Raw genomic sequence first — 17,568 nt, 5'->3', positions numbered from 1 at the left:
ATGTTCGCCTCTGCCACCTGCTCGCGCGGCATCCCGGGCGGCCGGGCGCAGTCTTGCACGGTATCGTAGGGCCGCAGGGACTGGCGCCAGGCCCGTCATTGAACGCGTCACGCATGGCGTCGCCCCGTCACCCGAGTTCCGGTGGCGCCGACCCTCAGACGGCCGTTGCAAAATTCTGCCAGAAGTCGCGCCGATCATTGGTTCGCGGAAAGGGAACCTTTGGCACGGGCACGCCAAGGAAGTCGCATAGCGGCGCCCATCCCTCGGCCACATCGAAGACCAGAAGACGGTCTTCGGGGATCGCTTCGCGAACCTCGGCAAGACGCCTGTCAAAGGCCTTCAGGCCGGCCTCCTGGTCCCTGAAATCGCTTCCGAAGGTCTTTTCGCCGATGGTCTGGACGCACCAATCGCACATGTCGCGAATGGGCCCATCCGGCAGTTCCATGCCGGCGTCGATGAACTTCATGATCGTGTCGGAATAACTCTGCCACCATGATTCCGCGGATCTGGTCGTGTGGATGATCCGCGCATCCGGGAACGCGACAGAGAGTTCGCGCCAGAAATGCGCTGAGGGCCAATCTATGCTGGCACCATAGCCCGACAACAGAAACTCCCAGTCAACGCTCTCCCCCCTGGAGGCGGCTTGCCAGTAGGGAACCTGCCAGAAGTTGCCGTAGATCTCCCCCATGTGGTGGCACTTCCCAATTCCCAGCATTTCCAGCGCCCGCTTGACACTCATAGTGCCGGTGCGTCCGAACCCTGAGCCGATGACACGCAACGTCATGCCCGCTCCATATGAAGATGCCTCTATGAACGTGTTGGATCAATGCGTGCTTGATAGCAGAGAATCGCCGTCAGCGCTGCAACATCAATGCGCCTTGCAAGAGGGTTTCGCGGCTGCATCACGTAAGGACGGCGAAGCATAAGGCGACCCGAGGGGCCGAGCTCGCGCACAGATGGGCTGGATTGTTTTGGTGGAGCAGAGGGGGATCGAACCCCTGACCTCGTCATTGCGAACGACGCGCTCTCCCAACTGAGCTACTGCCCCGCACCGGTGGCGTATTTGGCCGAAGCGCCGGGGGTTGTCAAGCGATCCCCCCGGCGGCGGCGCGAGATTTTTCGTCAGGCGGCCGCCGGCGCCTTCTGACGGACGAAGGCCTCGATCTCGGCGGCGGGGCGCGCACCGGCAAGCCGCGCGACCTCGCGCCCGTTGGCATAGAGGATCAACAGCGGAATGCCCCGGATTCCGAGGCGCTGCGAGATGTGGGGGTGGTCCTCGGTGTTGATCTTGGCGAACCGGGCCCTGCCCTTCAGGGCCATCGCGGCCTGGGCAAACTGCGGGGCCATCATGCGGCATGGGCCACACCAAGGCGCCCAGTAATCAACCAGCAGCGGCAAGGTGTCGCCTCGCACCATCTTGTCGTGCGCAGGCGGATCCAGCTCGGCAACCTTGCCGCTGGCAAGCGGGTCACCGCAGGTGCCGCACTTGGGCCCGCCGGCGATCTTGTCGGCGGGCACGCGGTTGGTCTGACCGCAGGTGGCGCAGGTGAGTTTGAGGCTTTCAGTCATCGCACCCTCACATAACATTTATTGAATATATTGGGTGAGCCACGGGCCGCCGCAAGTCCCGGTCAGAGAAGATCTTCCTCTTCACCCGTCACGTCGATGCCAAGCGCTTCGAGCCCTGCCTCCAGATTTTCCGGGAGATGCGGCATCCCCATCAGATAGTCCGAGGTCGGTGTCGTCGCCTCGGACATGGCGGTGGCCACGGCCTCGTCGAAATCCTCGACGTCGAATGACCCGCGCCCGATCCAGGCAACGGCCGTGAGCTCGGCCTTTTCATCGGTATTGAGCGCGTCGATGAATTCGCGAAGCTCCTTCGCGGCGATGGCACCCTCACGGGCAAGCAGGATGACCTGCACGGCAGTGGCGGGGGCAAGTTCATTCATGTCACGGCCTTTCCAAAACGTGCCTTGGATCAGATCATGCCCTTCAGACCCGCACCTTGTCCAAGATCAAATCGCGGCAGGTCTGACCCCGACGGCACGCATGGCGGGGCAAGGTCGCTGCCGCAGGCCCCGGACGCTGATCCGGAACCCGCGGGAGTGGATGCCCCGTTCCTTGGGTGCCTGGGCGCTCTATTCGGCCGCCTCGGCGTAGCTTTCGACCGGCGGGCAGATACAGACAAGGTGACGGTCGCCATAGACGTTGTCCACCCTTCCGACGGGCGGCCAGTACTTGTCGACCCGGAAGGCCCCCGGCGGGAAGCAGCCCTGTTCGCGCGAATAGGGCCGGTCCCACTCGCCGATCAGCGCGTTGACCGTGTGCGGCGCATGCTTCAGCGGATTGTTGTCACGGTCGATCTTTCCATCCTCCACGGCCGCGATTTCCTCGCGGATGGAAAGCATGGCGGCGACAAAGCGGTCAAGCTCGGCCTTGGTTTCGGATTCCGTGGGTTCCACCATCAGCGTGCCGGCGACGGGCCAGCTCATCGTCGGCGCGTGAAAGCCGTTGTCGATCAGTCGCTTGGCGATGTCGTCCACGGTGATGCCGGCGCTGTCGGCAAAGGCGCGGGTGTCCAGGATGCATTCATGCGCAACCCGGCCCGCCCGGCCCCTGAAAAGGATCGGATAGGCATCCTCCAGCCGCTTGGCGATGTAGTTGGCGTTCAGGATCGCGACCTTGGTCGCCTGCGTCAGCCCCTGCCCGCCCATCATCAGGATATAGGCCCAGCTGATCGGCAGGATCGAGGCCGACCCCCAGGGCGCGGCGCTGACCGGCCCCTCGGTCCCGCCCGTCGCAGGGTGGCCAGGCAGGTGCGGCGCCAGATGCGCCTTGACCCCGATCGGCCCCATGCCCGGGCCGCCGCCGCCATGCGGGATGCAGAAGGTCTTGTGCAGGTTCAGGTGGCTGACGTCGCCGCCCAGGTCCCCGGGCCGCACCAGGCCCACCATCGCGTTCATGTTGGCGCCGTCGATATAGACCTGGCCGCCGTGGTCATGCGTGATCTTGCAGACCTCGCGCACGGTTTCCTCGAACACGCCGTGGGTCGAGGGATAGGTGATCATGCAGGCGGCAAGATCGGCCCCGGCCGCTTCGGCCTTGGCGCGGAAATCCTCGACGTCGATGTCGCCATTCGCGGCCGACTTGACCACGACCACCTTCATCCCCGCCATCTGCGCCGAAGCCGGGTTGGTGCCGTGGGCGGACACCGGGATGAGGCAGACGTCGCGATGCGCCTGACCGCGCGCACGGTGATAGGCCTGGATCGTCAGAAGACCCGCGTATTCGCCCTGCGCGCCCGAGTTCGGCTGAAGGCTCATCGCATCGTAGCCGGTGATGGTGCAAAGCTTGTCGGACAGGTCGCGGAACAGTTCCGCGTAGCCCTGCGCCTGATCCACTGGGGCGAAGGGGTGAAGGTTCGCGAACTCGGGCCAGGTGATCGGCATCATCTCGGCCGCCGCGTTCAGCTTCATCGTGCAGGAGCCGAGCGGGATCATCGCGCGGTCCAACGCAAGGTCGCGATCGGCCAGGCGGCGCATGTAGCGCATCATCTCGGTCTCGGCCCTGTTCATGTGGAAGACCGGATGCGCCAGGTATTCGCTGTCGCGCAGAAGCGCGTCAGGGATGCGATAGCCCGGCGTAATCCGGTCGTCCTTCTGGTCGATCCCGAAGGCGCGCCAAAGCCGCTCGACGGTTTCGGGGCGCGTCGTCTCATCGACCGAGACGCCGACCTTGGTCTCACCGACCTTGCGAAGGTTGATGCGTTCCTTCCGAGCGGCCTTCAGGATGATGCCCTGCATCGGGCCGACCTCGACCGTGAAGGTGTCGAAGAAGTGCTTCGGCGCGACCTTGTAGCCTGCCTTCTCCAGCCCCGCGACGGTGCGCACCGCTTTGCGGTGGATACGCTGGCCGATGGCCTTCAGTCCTTCGGGCCCGTGGTAGACCGCGTAGAATGAAGCCATGTTGGCCAGCAACGCCTGCGCGGTGCAGACGTTCGAGGTCGCCTTTTCGCGGCGGATGTGCTGTTCGCGCGTCTGAAGGCTGAGCCGGTAGGCCTTGCCGCCCTGCGCATCGATCGAAACGCCGACGATGCGGCCGGGCATCTGGCGCTTGTGGGCGTCCTTGCAGGCCATGTAGGCCGCCGAGGGACCGCCATAACCCATCGGCACGCCGAACCGCTGAGTCGAGCCGACGGCGATGTCCGCCCCCATCGCACCGGGTTCCTTCAGGATCGTCAGCGCCATGATGTCTGCGATCACGATGCCGACCGCGTTCGCGGCATGCAGCTGTTCTATATGAGGGGTGAAATCGGTCAGATCGCCGTGGGTGCCCGGATACTGGAAGATCGCGCCGAAAACCTTGTCCGCCTCGATCTTCGCCGGGTCGCCCACGATGATCTCGATTCCCATCGGTTCGGCCCGGACTTTCATCACCTCGATGTTCTGGGGATGGCAGTTCTCGTCGATGAAGAAGGCCGTGGCCTTGGACTTCGCCACGCGCTGCGCCATGGTCATCGCTTCCGCGGCAGCCGTCGCCTCGTCCAGAAGCGAGGCATTGGCGATCTCGAGCCCGGTCATGTCGCAGACCATGGTCTGGTAGTTCAGCAGCGCCTCAAGCCGGCCCTGCGAAATCTCGGGCTGGTAGGGCGTGTAGGCAGTGTACCAGGCGGGGTTTTCCAGGATGTTGCGCTGGATCGCGGGCGGGCAGACTGTGCCGTAGAAGCCCTGCCCGATCATCGAGGTGAAGACCTTGTTCTTCTTCGCGACCTGCCGCATGAACCACAGAAGCTCGCGCTCGGACTTGGGCTTGCCGAAATCCAGCGGTTCTTCCTGGCGCAGGGATTTCGGAATGGTCTGGTCAATCAACTCGTCCAGATCCTTCACCCCCAGCACCTTGAACATCTCCTCCATCTCAGCCGGAGAAGGGCCGATGTGGCGGCGGTTGGCAAAGTCATAGGGCCTGTAGTCGGTGGGGGTGAAGGTCATTTCCCTTGGTCCTTATCCGATCATCTCGTTGTAGGCAGCCTCATCCATCATGCCGTCGAGCGCGGAGAGATCGGCCACCTTCATCTTGAAGAACCACGCCTTGCCGGTGGGGTCCTCGTTCACCATGGCGGGATTGTCCGCCACATCGCCGTTGACCTCGACGATCTCGCCATCCAGAGGCGCGCGGATGTCGGACGCCGCCTTGACGCTTTCGATGACGACGATTTCATCGCCGGTCGACACCGACGTTCCCGGCTCGGGCAGTTCGACGAAGACGACGTCACCCAGCTGCTCGGAGGCGTGCGAGGTGATCCCCACCACGACCACGTCTCCATCGACGCGCAGCCATTCATGATCTTCTGTGTATTTCATAGTGGGACTCTCCTGTTGATCAGCGTTTGTATCGGTTGGGAAGGAAGGGCATCGGGACGATCGCAGCCGGCAGGCGCTTGCCGCGCACGTCGCCGTAGACGGTGGCACCTTCCGACAGATCGGCCGGAAGATAGGCCATCGCCATCGGCCCCTCGATCGAGGGGCCGAAACCGCCCGAGGTTATGGCGCCGATGGGCTCACCGCCCTCGGTCCCCGCAAATATCCAGGTGCCCTCGCGCATCGGTGCGCGGCCCTCCGGCCTGAGACCCACGCGCAGGCGGGACGGACCCTTGGCCAGTTCGCGCAGGATGCGATCGGCGCCCGGAAAGCCGCCTTGGCGCGCGCCGCCTTCGCGCCGGGCCTTCTGGATCGCCCAGGTCAGGTTCGCCTCGACCGGCGAGGTGGTGGTGTCGATGTCGTGCCCGTAAAGGCACATCCCCGCCTCGAGCCGCAGCGAGTCGCGCGCACCCAGACCGATGGGTGCAACCTCCTCCATCGCAAGCAGCGCCTCGCACAGGGCGCGCGCCTGGGCGTTGGGTACCGAGATCTCGAAGCCATCCTCACCCGTGTAGCCAGAGCGTGAGATCCACAGGTCTACGCCCTGCCAGTCGAGGACCGCGACCTGCATGAAGTTCATCCCCGCCACGGCAGACACCAGCCGCGACAACGCGGCCTCGGCCTCAGGTCCCTGCAGCGCGACCAGCGCGCGGTCGGTGATTTCTTCGATCTCGCAGACGGCGGACAAGTGGGCGCGCATATGGGCCACATCCTGACCCTTGCAGGCGGCATTCACCACGACGAACAGGTGATCGCCCCTGTTGGCGAACATGAGATCGTCAAGGATGCCGCCCGCGTCGTTGGTGAAAAGCCCGTAGCGTTGCTTGCCCTCGGGCAAGCCCAGCACGTCGACCGGCATCAGCCTCTCGAACGCCAGCGCGGCGTCGGCAAGCGTTCCGGACTTTGGCCGCAGGATCACCTGCCCCATGTGGCTGACGTCGAAAAGACCGGCCCGGCTGCGCGTATGCAGATGCTCCTTCAGCACACCCATCGGGTATTGCACCGGCATCTCGTATCCCGCGAAGGGCACCATCTTGCCGCCAAGCTCGATGTGAAGATCGTAAAGAACCGTGCGTTCAAGGTCGGCCATGCCGCTGTCCCCCATCGCCGGTTCGCATGATCCGGCACCGCTCAGGGCGGAACCATTCCCCCCTTTCGATGCCCCCTCTGTCCTTTCGCCTGAGATCGTTATCCCTTCGGCGCCCCGCTGGTATTCCGGGGTCTCTCCAGAGTCTTTCGTCATCAGGACGGTCCTGGTGCCTGAGAGTTTACCGGGGCGGTTGCTCCTTCGGCACCGGCCCGGGTCTTGCCCTGCCGGATTCTCCCGATCCTGACAGGGTAGCAATAGCCGGGCCAGGGGGTGTCTGGCAATAGAGTATGCAATGGAATACATCATTGCGCGGGTCACCCCCCTGAACGCAATTTGCTTGCGCGCAGCGCCGATGCCTAAGATGAAGGCACCATGACCAACGCACGTCACCCCGCCTTTTTCGGCTACGGATCGCTTGTGAACCGTGCCACGCATGATCATGCGCCCAGCGCGCCCGTCACCCTGTCGGGCTGGCGTCGCGTCTGGCGGCAGACGGTTCTTCGGCCCTATGCCTTTCTGTCTGTGGAACCCGCAGAGTCAGAGATTCAGGGGCTGGTGGCCGCTGTGCCGGACGACGACTGGGCGGCCCTTGACCGGAGGGAGTCCGCCTACCTGCGCCACAGCGTCAGCCCCGCCAGCCTGAGCGCGCCCGACTGGGCCGAGACGGTCCAGATCTACGCGGTCGACGACACCCATCATGCGCCGGACGCCTCGCACCCGATCCTGCTCAGCTACCTGGACGTCGTCGTTCAGGGGTTCCTGCGGGAGTTCGGACGCGACGGCGCGCGCGGCTTCTTTGCCACGACCACGGGTTGGAGCGCGATTCATGACGACCGTGCGGCGCCGATCTATCCCCGCCACCAGGCGCTGACGGGGACGGAACGGCGGCTTGTCGATGACTGCCTTGATGAATGGGGCATAGTCCGGCTGCCAGGCTGATGCGTCGCGCCTAGCCGCGCAGCGGGAACATAAGCTCATAGATGCTGACGTCGGGTGCGCCCACGACCTTGTAGGCGGCAGGGATGGTCTTGGCCATCTCGCTTTGCCGGAACTCCGCGATCGCCTCGGCCGAGTCCCACAGGTAAAGACCGCCGTAGTGGTTGGGCTTGGTGGACTTCAGGTAGAACTTCTGGACCAGCGCGGGCAGCGCGCGGAAAGCGGGCGCGCGTTCATGGGCAACCTGCAGCGCTTCGCGTTCGGTCAGGGTCGTTTCGAACTGGACGAATTGAGCGAACATCTTTCTTCTCCCTTTTGCGTGTTCCTGATCGGGTCATTCGACCTGTCCCCATACTCGACTGTTCATCTGCGCAAATAAATTCGCTATATTAGCAAAACTGATTTGCAAAAACGGACATCAAGGTGCCACAGGACACGGGCGCGCATTCCTCACGGCTGGACTGGAACGATCTGGAACTGATCCTGGCGATCTGCCGGGCCGAAAGCCTGTCGGGCGCGGCGCGGATGCTGGGTCAGACCCATTCGACGATCTTCCGTCGGATCAACGCAGCCGAGGCACGCACCGGCGTGCGCTTCTTCGACCGCTTTCCCCATGGCTACGTGATGACCGATGCCGGGCGCGCCGCCATGGCCCATGCCGAAAGGATGGAGAACGAGGTCCACGCCCTGGGCCGGACGATCCTGGGCCGGGACGAAAACCTGCGCGGCCGGATCCGCGTGACCTGCCCGGAATCTTTCGCCGAGGAACACGCGCCCGGCATGATCGCGCGCTTCTGCCGCAAGCATCCTGAGATCCAGATCGACCTTGCGCCGGGCCACGGCGCGGCCGACCTGAACCGGCGCGAGGCAGAGGTGGCAATCCGCGCAACGCGCGCCGCCCCCACCAGCGCCTTCGGCCGCAAGATCTGCGACTTTCGCTTCGCGCTTTACTCCAGTTCGGCCTACCTTGCGTTGGCAGGGCGCAAGCCATTGCCCGACCATGATTTTTGCCTGATCGAGGGGACGCTTGGATGGCTGGTTCCGCGGATATGGAAGACCGCCGAGCAGGGCGAACAGCGCGTCGTGTTCCAGTGCCGCGCCTCGCGCGCGGTGCAGAATGCGGCGGCCGAGGGGTTGGGGCTGACCTTCCTGCCCTGCTACGTCGGCGATGCGGACGACCGCCTGCTGCGCGTGTCGGACCCGATCGCCTGGCTCGATCTCGATCTATGGGTCCTGACGCACCGCGATCTGACCAACACTGCGCGGGTTCGCGCGTTCATGACGCACCTTTACGGCGAGCTCAGCGCGCGCGCCTACCATTTCGGAGGCGACATGAAGCCGACGGACAAGGTGAACCTTCTCAGGCGCGGCGAGTAGGGCCGACTAGCCCTTCGCGCGCACCTCTTGCAGAAGCGGCATAAGCTCGGCCATCTCCGGCCCATGCGCCTGCCCGGTCAGGGCAAGCCTGAGCGGCATGAACAGCCCCTTGCCCTTGCGGCCGGTCTTTTCCTTGACCACGCTCGTCCACTCCGACCAGGTCGTGTCGGTGAACGGCGGCTCGGGCAGGAGCGCCATCGCTTCGCGGACGAAATCGGCGTCCTCTTCGGCAATCACCGGTTCTGCCCCGTCACGGCACAGCGCCCACCATCCGGCCAGGTCGTCGAGCTTGGTGATGTTCTTGGATGCGACCGCCCAGAACCGTTCGGCCTTGTCCGACGGCACGCCCAACGCTGCGATCCGGTCCCTGACAGCTTCGTAGGGCAGCGCCTGGTTGCGCGCGCGCGTCAGGGGCCAGAGGTCCTCGGCGTCGAACTTCGTCGGCGCGGCGCCGAACTGCGACAGATCGAACCCATCAGCGATTTCGTCCAGCGACATTTTCAGCTCGACCGGTTGGGACGAACCGAGCCGCGCCATCAGGCTCAGCAGCGCCTCCTTGGCGACACCCTGCGCCCGCAGGTCACGCAGCGACAGCGTGCCAAGCCGCTTCGACAGTCCTTCGCCCTGGGGACCGGTCAGCAGTGAATGGTGCGCGAAGGCGGGCGGCGTGCCACCGATCGCGTGCATGATCTGGACTTGCGTCGCCGTATTGGTGACGTGGTCAGCGCCGCGCACGATATGGGTGATGCCCATGTCCACGTCGTCGACCGAGGACGCGAAGGTGTAAAGCACCTGCCCGTCCGCACGGATCAGGACCGGGTCCGACACTGACGCCGTGTCGATCGAGACTGCGCCCAGGATCCCGTCCTGCCACTCGGTCCGTTGCTGGTCGAGAAGAAACCGCCAGTAGCCTTCGCGCACGCTGCGCAGCTTAGCCTTTTCTTCTTCGGACAGCTTCAGCGCCGCGCGATCGTAAACCGGTGGCTTGCCCATGTTCAGAAGCTTCTTGCGCTTCAGGTCAAGCTCGGTCGGCGTTTCGAAGCATTCGTAGAACACGTCCTTGGCCCGCAGATCCTCGGCCACTGCGGCGTAGCGATCCAGCCGGTCGGACTGACGTTCGACCCGGTCCCATTGCAGGCCCAGCCATTCCAGGTCCTGCTTGATCCCGTCGGCATATTCCTGTTTCGACCGTTCGCGGTCGGTGTCGTCCAGACGCAGGATGAAGGTGCCGCCGGTCTTGCGGGCGATCAGGTAGTTCATCAGCGCGGTGCGCAGGTTGCCCACGTGGATGTAGCCGGTTGGCGAGGGCGCGAAACGGGTGACGGTCATCGGAAGCCTCCTGTTGCCGCCCCCTCTTTCACAGGACGCGCATTTTGTCCATATGAGGGCGGTTGAAGGAGAGCGGCATGAACGACTGGCTGGGGCGCGCGGCGCCCGACCTGGAAGCGATCGAGACGCTGGCGCGCGCGACCATCGCGGAACTGCCCGGGCAGTTCGCAGGACCCGCACGCAGCGTTCTGCTTCGGGTCGAGGATTTCGCGCCCGAGGACATCTTGGATGAGATGGGAATAGAGGACCCATTCGAACTGACCGGCCTTTACGAAGGCATCCCCATGACCGAGAAATCCGTCATGGACGTGGTCGACAGGCCCGATACCATCTGGCTTTTCCGTCGTCCAATCCTGGATGAGTGGACCGAGAGAGGCGACGTCACGCTGGGCCAGATGGTCGCGCACGTGCTGGTCCACGAACTGGCGCACCACTTCGGCTGGTCGGACGAACAGATCGCCGCGATCGACCGCTGGTGGGAGTAGCGGGGCGCCCCGCCCGGCGACGGGCGCCCCGCCCCGATCCGTCAGAGATAGCCTTCGTTCGTCAGCGACATGGGCCGCGACGTGCTGCCGTCGGCGAAGCCGATGCACCGCCAGCGTGCACGGTCAGGGCCCACGCCCACGATCACTTCGGTCCCAGCTTCTGAATAGCTGGAGCTTAGCAGGACGACGTCCGGGTTGTTGGTTTCGACCGTCACCGCGCGAAGGCAGGCCTGGTCTGCCGCCGACGGTGCCATGCCCGAACCGCCGCCCATGTCGTCGACGCAGCCCGCAAGCAGCCCCGCCGAAGCAAGGACGAACCCGTACTTGAGATATCCCATGTCATTTCCCCCTGTTTCAGACACTTGCACCAATTCCGTTCACTCGATGCCTACGATGAAGCTGTAGGACGTCTCTGCGCTGCCCCGGTTGATGACCTCGACGACGTGGTCGCCCGACTGCCAGAGCTGACCGCGGTATTCCTGCGCGGCGGTCATTTGATCCAGCAAGAAAGATCCGTCGGGGTTGAATATCTGGTAGTACATATCCGGACCGAAGGCCGCGACGCGGGCGTAAAGGAACTGCCCCTCGCCGGCACCGATCACGTAACTGCGGGATTCACCGGGCGCGAGAGAGCCTTGGATCTCTGCGCCGCTGGATCCGGGCGCGAAGGAAACGCGCTCTCGCGATGTGCCGCCGACCTCGCCCGCGGTGAACGCGGACGGCGCCGAAACTTGTCCGGTACCTTCGACAAGGAAATCCCCGGCGGCCCAGCCTTCGTAGCCGGGATCGGCCAGCGTGGCCACGCGGCACCACCGCCGACCCTCGGTCATGCGGCAGCCGAGATTGCGAAGCTGCGTGCCGTTGGCAAGCTTCGCGACAAGCCCGGCTCCAGCCGATGGACCCGCGCGAAGATTGAGCCCGCCGCCGGTCGTCTGAACGGCGTAATAGTCCGGCCCGCCCTGCAACCCGTCGGCGTAGTCGCCGGTGACGACGGGACCGGTTTCTCCGGTGATGGCGACGTCAAGCGTATAGTCGGAAACCTCGTTCCGGCGCGCGGCGGACCGCATCATGTAGACGGAAATCGTGTATTCACCCGACGTTTCCAGCATTCCGTCGAAGCGATTGAGGTCGGGCACGTTCGCGCCGGTCAGTCCGCTGTTGGCGATCGCCTGGTCTCCGGGACCGCTACCGGGCGCATAGACGTTGAAGTAGGTAGCAAGGTTCGACGGCGCGAGGCTGATGGTCATTCGCTGCCCCGCTTCGGCACCGATCATGTATGAGACGGACTCATAGCCGGTGATGCGGCCCCTGATCTCGGCACTTGTCTCTCCAGCGGCAAAATGGATGGACTCCGTCCTGATATCCTGCGCGGCGGCGGCGCTTGAAAGGGCAAGAAACACGGCTGCAGACCAGTTGAACAATCCATTCACGGCGGTGCCCCCCCCGAATTTGACAGCTCAATCGGATTGCAAAAACGAAACCACGTCCGTGCACCCTCAAGAGCGGGAATACAATGTTTGGGAAAGTGTCCCCAAATCCGGCCGGAACATCCACTAAAAACCGTGTAAATTTGGGCAGTTTGCACATGGTTCAAATCCGTCAGCCAATTTTTCAGCAGAATGAAACAGCTGATCATCTGCTGCTGATGCCTGATGAGTTCCGCCAACCGACCTGAGCGAGATTCGATTGCCGGCGAAGGGCATAGCTGCTGGAATAGGGGTGCCTTTTGCAATTGATCGACCCCGTCAGTCGATCTGGCCACCGATCGCATCGCCGGGGACATAGCCTCATGCCACAAGCGCTTCTCGTCCTTCTTCTCTGTCAGCTGGCCGGAGAGGCGATCGCGCGGCTCATACCGGCCCCGCTGCCGGGACCTGTATTCGGAATGCTGCTGATGTTGGGGCTCTTTGCGGCATCGCGCCGCTTCGTCGATTTCATGCGACCCCTTGCAGAGGGGATACTGGCAAACCTTTCGCTGCTGTTCGTTCCGGCCGGTGTCGGCGTGGTCGGCCATATCGCGACGCTGGGCACACAGGCGGCGACGCTGATCGTCGCCGTCGTGATTTCGACAATGCTCGCCATTGCGGCCGGTGCGGCTGTCTTCGTGGCGGTCGCGCGGATGACGGGGGCCACGGATGACTGATCTGGCCGCATTCTGGAGCTATCTGTCCGAAGGTCCGCTTCTTTGGCTGTCGCTGACCCTGCTCGCCTATGTCGTGGGCGACGCCTGCTTCCGATGGTCCGGCCGCAAGCCCTATGTCAATTCCGTCCTGATCGCTGTGGCGATCCTTGCGGCCACGCTCTGGCTCACCGGGACGGCCTATGCCACCTATTTCGAGGGCGCCCAGTTCGTGCACTTCCTGCTGGGTCCAGCGACCGTCGCGCTGGCGTTGCCGCTTTTCGACAACCTCGACCGGTTGCGGCGCGCGGCGCTGCCGGTGATTGCGGCACTTATCGCGGGCTCCGTGACGGCCACGGCTTCGGCCGTGGCGATTGCGGCCATACTGGGCGTGGGCCCCGTCGAGCTGGCGTCCATCGCGCCGAAGTCGGCCACCGCGCCGGTCGCCATCGGCATATCCGAACGCGTCGGCGGCGCGCCCACACTGACAGCGGTCCTGGTCATCCTGACAGGAATCGTGGGCGCGGTCGTGGCGACGCCGCTTCTGAACGCGCTGCGGATCCGCGACTGGCGCGCGCGGGGATTGGCCGTCGGGATCGCAAGCCACGGCATCGGCACCGCGCGCGCATTTCAGGTCAATACCACCGCCGGCGCATTCGCGGGTTTGGGCATGGCGCTGAACGCAGTCGCCACGGCCTTCATCGCGCCGATCGTGTTGTGGCTGTTTTCATGAAGGCGACACCACACGGCATTGTGAAATACACGGCCGTTTCGGCACCCTAGAATTTCCCGACCAAAAAAGAGGGAGATACGCATGACTGTCAAGACCGGACTGTCCCGCCGCAGGGCGCTTCTTTCCGCCGCAGCCCTTCCCCTGGCCGCTGCCATACCGGGCCGCGCCGCCGCAATGGTCGCAAAACAGGGAATGAGCATTCCCACCTTCAAGCGCTTCGCATTGGGGGATTTCGAGGTCACCACGCTTCTGGCCGGAACCCGCGCGGTGGAAAACCCGCATGACATCTTCGGGCTGAACGTCAGCGACGAAGAATTCGCCGCGGCCTCCGAAGCGGCCTTCATTCCGACCGACGTCGCCCAGTTCTTCTTTACCCCCACGCTGGTGAACACCGGCGACTCGATGATCCTATTCGATACCGGACTGAACCCGGAGGGCATCACCGCGGCCCTTGCCGCCGCCGGTCACACGCCCGACCAGATCAACACCGTCGTGATCACACACATGCACGGCGACCACATCGGCGGGCTGATGGGCGAGCAAGGCGCGACATTCGCGAACGCGGGCCACGTGACCGGCGCGGTCGAGCACAATCACTGGATGGGCGCGGGCAACGAAACCTTCGACACCAAGGTCCGTCCGCTGAACGACCGCTTCACGTTCCTGGACGACGGCGGCACCGTGGCCCCCGGCATCACCGCGATCGCCGCTTTCGGGCACACGCCCGGCCACATGGCCTTTCGCATCGAAAGCGCCGGCAAGGCCATCGTCCTGATCGCGGACACCGCCAATCATCCGGTCTGGTCGCTCGCGCGACCTGACTGGGAGGTGAAGTTCGATGCCGACAAGGCGCGCGCCGCCGAAACCCGCAAGAGCCTTTTCGGCATGATCGCCGCGGACCGACTGCCCTTCATTGGCTATCACATGCCCTTCCCTGCCACAGGCTTCATCGAGCCTGCAGGCGACGGGTTCCGCTATGTGCCGACCTCGTACCAGCTGATGCTGGGCTAGGCGTGGCAGCGATCGCGCTTGGCGCGGCGGCGTTTTCGCGGCACTCTGTCAATGAGCATTCGGAGAGCCGACATTGACGCCCATCGTCACGCTCACGCTGAATCCCGCGCTCGACCTTGCCGTCGAAACGGACGCCGTAATCGCCGGCCCCAAGCTTCGCTGCAGCGCCCCGCGCGTCGATCCGGGCGGCGGTGGGGTGAATGTGTCCCGCGTGATCAAGCGCCTCGGCGGAGAGACTCTGGCACTTGTCGCAATCGCAGGCGCAACGGGTGAAAGGCTGGCGGCGGCGCTGACGCGCGAAAACGTGCCATTCTGGTCCTTGCCCGCCCCCGGCGAGACGCGCGAAAGCCTGACGGTCACGGACCGCACGAGCGCACGGCAGTACCGCTTCGTCCTGCCCGGCCCCGCTTGGCGCCGCGGCGATGTCGGCGCAGTCCTTGACACCGCCAGCCAGTCCGTGACGCGGGGCCAGTTCCTGGTCCTGTCCGGGAGCCTGCCACCGGGCGTGCCCGAGGACTTCGTCGCGGAACTTGCGCATCGTATCGCCCAAGCGGGCGGGCTTCTGGCCGCCGACACATCTGGCGGGGCGCTGGCCGAAACCTCGGCCCGCGCCCCGAGGCTCGACCTGCTTCGCATGGATGAGCGCGAGGCAGAGGCGCTTGCCGGGCATGCCCTGCCGGAGCCGGGCGACAGCGCCGACTTTGCCGAAGCGCTTGTGCAAAAAGGCGTGGCCAGACGCGTGGTCGTGTCTCGCGGGGCGGAGGGAACCGTCATGGCGGGCCCCGAGGGCCGTTTCCATTCAAGGGCCGCCGCTGTTCCGGTCAAGAGCAGGACGGGCGCGGGTGACAGCTTCGTGGCCGCGATGGTCCTGTCGCTTGCGCTTGGGGAACGTCCCGAACGGGCCTTGCAGGCCGGCATGGCCGCGGCCAGCGCCGCCGTGATGACTGGCGCGACGGAACTTTGCCTGGCCGAGGATGCCCGGCGTCTGATCCGGGAATGCCCGGTCACGGAGCTTTGACCGGCATGAAGGGATCGCCCGACAGCACGCGCGATACGGCCAAGGGAGCCTTTGGCGGGTCTCGTCACCGGCTGCGCATGGCGTGGCTGCCGGGCCTGCTGTGGGGTTTGATCGCCCTTGTCGCGCACCCCGCCCTTTCCGCGCCTCTGGACTACCTTCTGGATGTCCGAGGCTCGCAGGTCGGGTTCGAGGTGGAATTCAACCAGGGCATCATCCGCGGCACGATGCCGATCGCCTCCACCGCGGTCGTTCTGGACTTCGACAATGCCGCCAACAGCCGTGCCGATGTGATCCTGAACGCCGACGGCGCGCGCGCGAACGTGCCATTCGCGACCCAGGCAATGAAAAGCGAAGGCGTGCTGGACACCGCGCGGTTTCCGACGATCACATTCACGGGCACGAAGTTCCGCCGCGACGGCGATGCGGCGTCGGTCCAGGGCACGATCACGTTGCGGGGGCAGACCCGGCCCATCACGCTGGACGCGCAAATATTTCGCCCGCAGGGAACCCAGCCCGGCTACCGGGAAAGGCTGTCCGTACAGCTGACCGGAACGCTGCTGCGATCGGAATTCGGCGCCACCGGTTTTGCCGACATGGTAGGCGACAAGGTCCGGCTGAGAATCCTGGCGCGCCTGGTGCTGTCGCCATAGCCGGTTTTCCGCCCGCGCCCCGCGTTTTTGGTATGGGCATTCCGCGGCGCAGGCGACAAGGTACCGCCGAATACCAGAGTCCCGACGATGCGCCTTCTCATCACATTTGCCGCCCTCTTCCTGTCGGTCTTCCTGCTGCAACTCGGCACGGGGTCCGTCGCCCCGCTCGACGCGCTTTCCGGCGTGGAGTTGGGCTTTTCCAAGTCCGAGATCGGGACGCTTGGATCGGCTCATTTTCTTGGCTTCTTCATCGGCTGCTGGTGGGCGCCAAGGTTGATGGGTGCGGTTGGCCATTCGCGCGCCTTCGCGGCTTTCACCGCGTCGGGCACGATCGGGGTGATCGCGCACATGATGATCGTCGACCCCATGGCCTGGGCGGCGCTCAGGATGCTGTCAGGGCTTTGCGTCGCAGGCGCCTACACCGTTATCGAGGCATGGCTGCAGGCCAAGGTCACGAACGAAACGCGCGGCCGCGCCATGGGAGTCTACCGGATCGTGGACACCGGCGGATCGCTGGCCGCGCAGCTGGTCATCGGCGTTCTGACGCCGGCGGCCTACTTCTCCTACAATCTGCTGGCGCTGCTGTGCTGCGCGGCGCTTCTGCCGATGCTGGTGTCCAAGTCAGAGGAGCCGGCAATGAACGCCGCCCCCAGGCTGCGGCCTGCGCTGGCATGGAAAAGATCGCCGCTGGGCGCGGTAGGCGTGATCGTGTCGGGCGTGACCAGCGCCGCGTTCCGAATGGTCGGCCCGGTCTACGGACTGGAGGTCGGACTGACACAGGACATGATCGCGCTGTTTCTTGCGGCCTTCGTCGTCGGCGGCGCCCTGGTCCAGTTTCCGCTCGGCTGGCTCGCGGACCGCTATGACCGACGCCACGTGTTGATCGCAATCTCCGCCGCCGCAATCGTGTCCTGCACCGTGACGATCGGAGTTTCGGGGATGGGCACCGTTGCGGTCTTTGCCGCGACGGCCTTCTTCGGTGCGACCACGATCCCGATCTATTCGCTCTCGACGGCCCATGCCCACGACTTTGGCCAGGACGACGAACGGGTGGAGCTTTCGGCGGCGCTGATGTTCCTCTACGCCGTGGGGGCCATCGCCTCGCCCGCGGTGGCGTCGTGGCTGATCGAGGTCTACGGCCCGTCGGCCATGTTCGTCTTCATCTCTGCCATACACGTCCTGCTGATCGTATTCGGTGCACTGCGGATGCGTGCGCGTCCGTCGCGCGGGCCACGAACCCCCTATATCTACACGCCGCGCACGTCCTTCATCGCAGGCCGCCTGTTCCGGCGCACGCCCAGGGAAGGATAGCGCCGGCGGCGGGGGGCCGTCTGCCCCCCGCACCCCCCGAGGATACTTGAGAAAAGAAGACGGAAGGCGCCGCGTGATGGCCGCGCGCCCCG

Annotated in this window: 19 protein-coding genes, 1 tRNA gene and 1 riboswitch; of the genes, 9 read left to right on the top strand and 11 right to left on the bottom strand. The window is 64.8% G+C overall.

All coding sequences use genetic code 11. The features are described 5' to 3' along the window. Nucleotides 1-154 precede the first annotated feature (154 nt). The 7 genes from OEW28_RS07565 to gcvT form a co-directional block, all read right to left on the bottom strand. Nucleotides 155-784 carry a sulfotransferase family protein gene (locus OEW28_RS07565; RefSeq protein WP_263734091.1) on the bottom strand — a complete coding sequence of 210 codons (630 nt, stop codon included), beginning with the start codon at nucleotides 782-784 and terminating at the stop codon, nucleotides 155-157. 188 nt (nucleotides 785-972) lie between these two features. After that, nucleotides 973-1,048 (bottom strand) — tRNA-Ala (locus OEW28_RS07560). A 74-nt stretch (nucleotides 1,049-1,122) separates the two neighbouring features. Continuing rightward, nucleotides 1,123-1,569: a thioredoxin TrxC gene (gene trxC, locus OEW28_RS07555; RefSeq protein WP_263734090.1), complete on the bottom strand. Its 447-nt coding sequence runs from the start codon at nucleotides 1,567-1,569 to the stop codon at nucleotides 1,123-1,125. A 62-nt stretch (nucleotides 1,570-1,631) separates the two neighbouring features. Next, a complete protein-coding gene (locus OEW28_RS07550) occupies nucleotides 1,632-1,949 on the bottom strand; it encodes a DUF3775 domain-containing protein (protein WP_263734089.1) in 318 nt (105 codons plus the stop codon). A gap of 189 nt (nucleotides 1,950-2,138) precedes the next feature. After that, nucleotides 2,139-4,988: an aminomethyl-transferring glycine dehydrogenase gene (gene gcvP / locus OEW28_RS07545; protein ID WP_263734088.1), complete on the bottom strand. Its 2,850-nt coding sequence runs from the start codon at nucleotides 4,986-4,988 to the stop codon at nucleotides 2,139-2,141. Nucleotides 4,989-5,000: 12 nt separating this feature from the next. Further along, a complete protein-coding gene (gene gcvH / locus OEW28_RS07540; protein WP_263734087.1) occupies nucleotides 5,001-5,360 on the bottom strand; it encodes a glycine cleavage system protein GcvH in 360 nt (119 codons plus the stop codon). A 19-nt stretch (nucleotides 5,361-5,379) separates the two neighbouring features. Further along, nucleotides 5,380-6,507: a glycine cleavage system aminomethyltransferase GcvT gene (gene gcvT / locus OEW28_RS07535; protein ID WP_263734391.1), complete on the bottom strand. Its 1,128-nt coding sequence runs from the start codon at nucleotides 6,505-6,507 to the stop codon at nucleotides 5,380-5,382. A 149-nt stretch (nucleotides 6,508-6,656) separates the two neighbouring features. Then, nucleotides 6,657-6,754, bottom strand: a riboswitch (glycine riboswitch). Between the two features lie 125 nt (nucleotides 6,755-6,879). Between gcvT and OEW28_RS07530 the strand changes: the two genes are divergently transcribed. Further along, the gene (locus OEW28_RS07530) at nucleotides 6,880-7,446 is read left to right on the top strand and encodes a gamma-glutamylcyclotransferase family protein (protein WP_263734086.1); all 567 of its coding nucleotides are present in this window, start codon (nucleotides 6,880-6,882) and stop codon (nucleotides 7,444-7,446) included. 10 nt (nucleotides 7,447-7,456) lie between these two features. On the opposite strand, the gene OEW28_RS07525 is transcribed toward OEW28_RS07530, so the two are convergent. After that, nucleotides 7,457-7,744: a YdhR family protein gene (locus tag OEW28_RS07525; RefSeq protein ID WP_263734085.1), complete on the bottom strand. Its 288-nt coding sequence runs from the start codon at nucleotides 7,742-7,744 to the stop codon at nucleotides 7,457-7,459. Between the two features lie 122 nt (nucleotides 7,745-7,866). On the opposite strand from OEW28_RS07525, the gene OEW28_RS07520 reads away from it, so the two are divergent. Then, entirely contained in the window at nucleotides 7,867-8,820 is a 954-nt protein-coding gene (locus OEW28_RS07520) for a LysR family transcriptional regulator (RefSeq protein WP_263734084.1), read from the top strand. A 6-nt stretch (nucleotides 8,821-8,826) separates the two neighbouring features. Here OEW28_RS07520 and gltX read toward each other — a convergent pair whose 3' ends face one another. Beyond that, nucleotides 8,827-10,149 (bottom strand): glutamate--tRNA ligase, encoded by a 1,323-nt coding sequence (gltX, locus tag OEW28_RS07515; RefSeq protein ID WP_263734083.1) that lies wholly within the window; start codon nucleotides 10,147-10,149, stop codon nucleotides 8,827-8,829. A 77-nt stretch (nucleotides 10,150-10,226) separates the two neighbouring features. Here gltX and OEW28_RS07510 point away from each other — a divergent pair, with 77 nt between their 5' ends. Next, nucleotides 10,227-10,634: a metallopeptidase family protein gene (locus OEW28_RS07510; RefSeq protein ID WP_263734082.1), complete on the top strand. Its 408-nt coding sequence runs from the start codon at nucleotides 10,227-10,229 to the stop codon at nucleotides 10,632-10,634. Nucleotides 10,635-10,675: 41 nt separating this feature from the next. On the opposite strand, the gene OEW28_RS07505 is transcribed toward OEW28_RS07510, so the two are convergent. Continuing rightward, a complete protein-coding gene (locus OEW28_RS07505) occupies nucleotides 10,676-10,972 on the bottom strand; it encodes a hypothetical protein (RefSeq protein WP_263734081.1) in 297 nt (98 codons plus the stop codon). 39 nt (nucleotides 10,973-11,011) lie between these two features. Then, the gene (locus tag OEW28_RS07500; RefSeq protein ID WP_263734080.1) at nucleotides 11,012-11,881 is read right to left on the bottom strand and encodes an SH3 domain-containing protein; all 870 of its coding nucleotides are present in this window, start codon (nucleotides 11,879-11,881) and stop codon (nucleotides 11,012-11,014) included. Nucleotides 11,882-12,423: 542 nt separating this feature from the next. Here OEW28_RS07500 and OEW28_RS07495 point away from each other — a divergent pair. The 6 genes from OEW28_RS07495 (at nucleotide 12,424) to OEW28_RS07470 (ending at nucleotide 17,476) form a co-directional block, all read left to right on the top strand. Continuing rightward, nucleotides 12,424-12,777 carry a CidA/LrgA family protein gene (locus tag OEW28_RS07495; protein WP_263734079.1) on the top strand — a complete coding sequence of 118 codons (354 nt, stop codon included), beginning with the start codon at nucleotides 12,424-12,426 and terminating at the stop codon, nucleotides 12,775-12,777. Further along, nucleotides 12,770-13,486 carry an LrgB family protein gene (locus tag OEW28_RS07490; RefSeq protein WP_263734078.1) on the top strand — a complete coding sequence of 239 codons (717 nt, stop codon included), beginning with the start codon at nucleotides 12,770-12,772 and terminating at the stop codon, nucleotides 13,484-13,486. The genes OEW28_RS07495 and OEW28_RS07490 overlap by 8 nt, the downstream gene beginning before the upstream one ends. An 81-nt stretch (nucleotides 13,487-13,567) precedes the next feature. Then, nucleotides 13,568-14,497, top strand: a complete 930-nt coding sequence (locus OEW28_RS07485) for an MBL fold metallo-hydrolase (protein ID WP_263734077.1) — start codon at nucleotides 13,568-13,570, stop codon at nucleotides 14,495-14,497. Between the two features lie 73 nt (nucleotides 14,498-14,570). After that, the gene (locus OEW28_RS07480; RefSeq protein WP_263734076.1) at nucleotides 14,571-15,515 is read left to right on the top strand and encodes a 1-phosphofructokinase family hexose kinase; all 945 of its coding nucleotides are present in this window, start codon (nucleotides 14,571-14,573) and stop codon (nucleotides 15,513-15,515) included. 5 nt (nucleotides 15,516-15,520) lie between these two features. Then, complete coding sequence (locus tag OEW28_RS07475; protein ID WP_263734075.1) at nucleotides 15,521-16,165, top strand: YceI family protein; 645 nt, start codon at nucleotides 15,521-15,523, stop codon at nucleotides 16,163-16,165. 87 nt (nucleotides 16,166-16,252) lie between these two features. Then, nucleotides 16,253-17,476 carry an MFS transporter gene (locus OEW28_RS07470; RefSeq protein ID WP_263734074.1) on the top strand — a complete coding sequence of 408 codons (1,224 nt, stop codon included), beginning with the start codon at nucleotides 16,253-16,255 and terminating at the stop codon, nucleotides 17,474-17,476. The last annotated feature ends 92 nt before the right edge of the window (nucleotides 17,477-17,568 follow it).

Origin of the sequence: Albidovulum marisflavi, assembly GCF_025751435.1 — a bacterium.
Lineage (GTDB): Bacteria > Pseudomonadota > Alphaproteobacteria > Rhodobacterales > Rhodobacteraceae > Albidovulum > Albidovulum marisflavi.
Note: the sequence above shows the minus strand (reverse complement) of the source record. Positions and strands in the feature narration are given on the sequence as shown.

Bases quoted from the DNA above. Each gene is read 5' to 3' on its own strand.
- OEW28_RS07565 (WP_263734091.1), bottom strand. From the start codon at position 784: ATGACGTTGCGTGTCATCGGCTCAGGGTTCGGACGCACCGGCACTATG.
- trxC (WP_263734090.1), bottom strand. From the start codon at position 1,569: ATGACTGAAAGCCTCAAACTCACCTGCGCCACCTGCGGTCAGACCAAC.
- OEW28_RS07550 (WP_263734089.1), bottom strand. From the start codon at position 1,949: ATGAATGAACTTGCCCCCGCCACTGCCGTGCAGGTCATCCTGCTTGCC.
- gcvP (WP_263734088.1), bottom strand. From the start codon at position 4,988: ATGACCTTCACCCCCACCGACTACAGGCCCTATGACTTTGCCAACCGC.
- gcvH (WP_263734087.1), bottom strand. From the start codon at position 5,360: ATGAAATACACAGAAGATCATGAATGGCTGCGCGTCGATGGAGACGTG.
- gcvT (WP_263734391.1), bottom strand. From the start codon at position 6,507: ATGGCCGACCTTGAACGCACGGTTCTTTACGATCTTCACATCGAGCTT.
- OEW28_RS07530 (WP_263734086.1), top strand. From the start codon at position 6,880: ATGACCAACGCACGTCACCCCGCCTTTTTCGGCTACGGATCGCTTGTG.
- OEW28_RS07525 (WP_263734085.1), bottom strand. From the start codon at position 7,744: ATGTTCGCTCAATTCGTCCAGTTCGAAACGACCCTGACCGAACGCGAA.
- gltX (WP_263734083.1), bottom strand. From the start codon at position 10,149: ATGACCGTCACCCGTTTCGCGCCCTCGCCAACCGGCTACATCCACGTG.
- OEW28_RS07510 (WP_263734082.1), top strand. From the start codon at position 10,227: ATGAACGACTGGCTGGGGCGCGCGGCGCCCGACCTGGAAGCGATCGAG.
- OEW28_RS07505 (WP_263734081.1), bottom strand. From the start codon at position 10,972: ATGGGATATCTCAAGTACGGGTTCGTCCTTGCTTCGGCGGGGCTGCTT.
- OEW28_RS07500 (WP_263734080.1), bottom strand. From the start codon at position 11,881: ATGACCATCAGCCTCGCGCCGTCGAACCTTGCTACCTACTTCAACGTC.
- OEW28_RS07495 (WP_263734079.1), top strand. From the start codon at position 12,424: ATGCCACAAGCGCTTCTCGTCCTTCTTCTCTGTCAGCTGGCCGGAGAG.
- OEW28_RS07490 (WP_263734078.1), top strand. From the start codon at position 12,770: ATGACTGATCTGGCCGCATTCTGGAGCTATCTGTCCGAAGGTCCGCTT.
- OEW28_RS07485 (WP_263734077.1), top strand. From the start codon at position 13,568: ATGACTGTCAAGACCGGACTGTCCCGCCGCAGGGCGCTTCTTTCCGCC.
- OEW28_RS07475 (WP_263734075.1), top strand. From the start codon at position 15,521: ATGAAGGGATCGCCCGACAGCACGCGCGATACGGCCAAGGGAGCCTTT.
- OEW28_RS07470 (WP_263734074.1), top strand. From the start codon at position 16,253: ATGCGCCTTCTCATCACATTTGCCGCCCTCTTCCTGTCGGTCTTCCTG.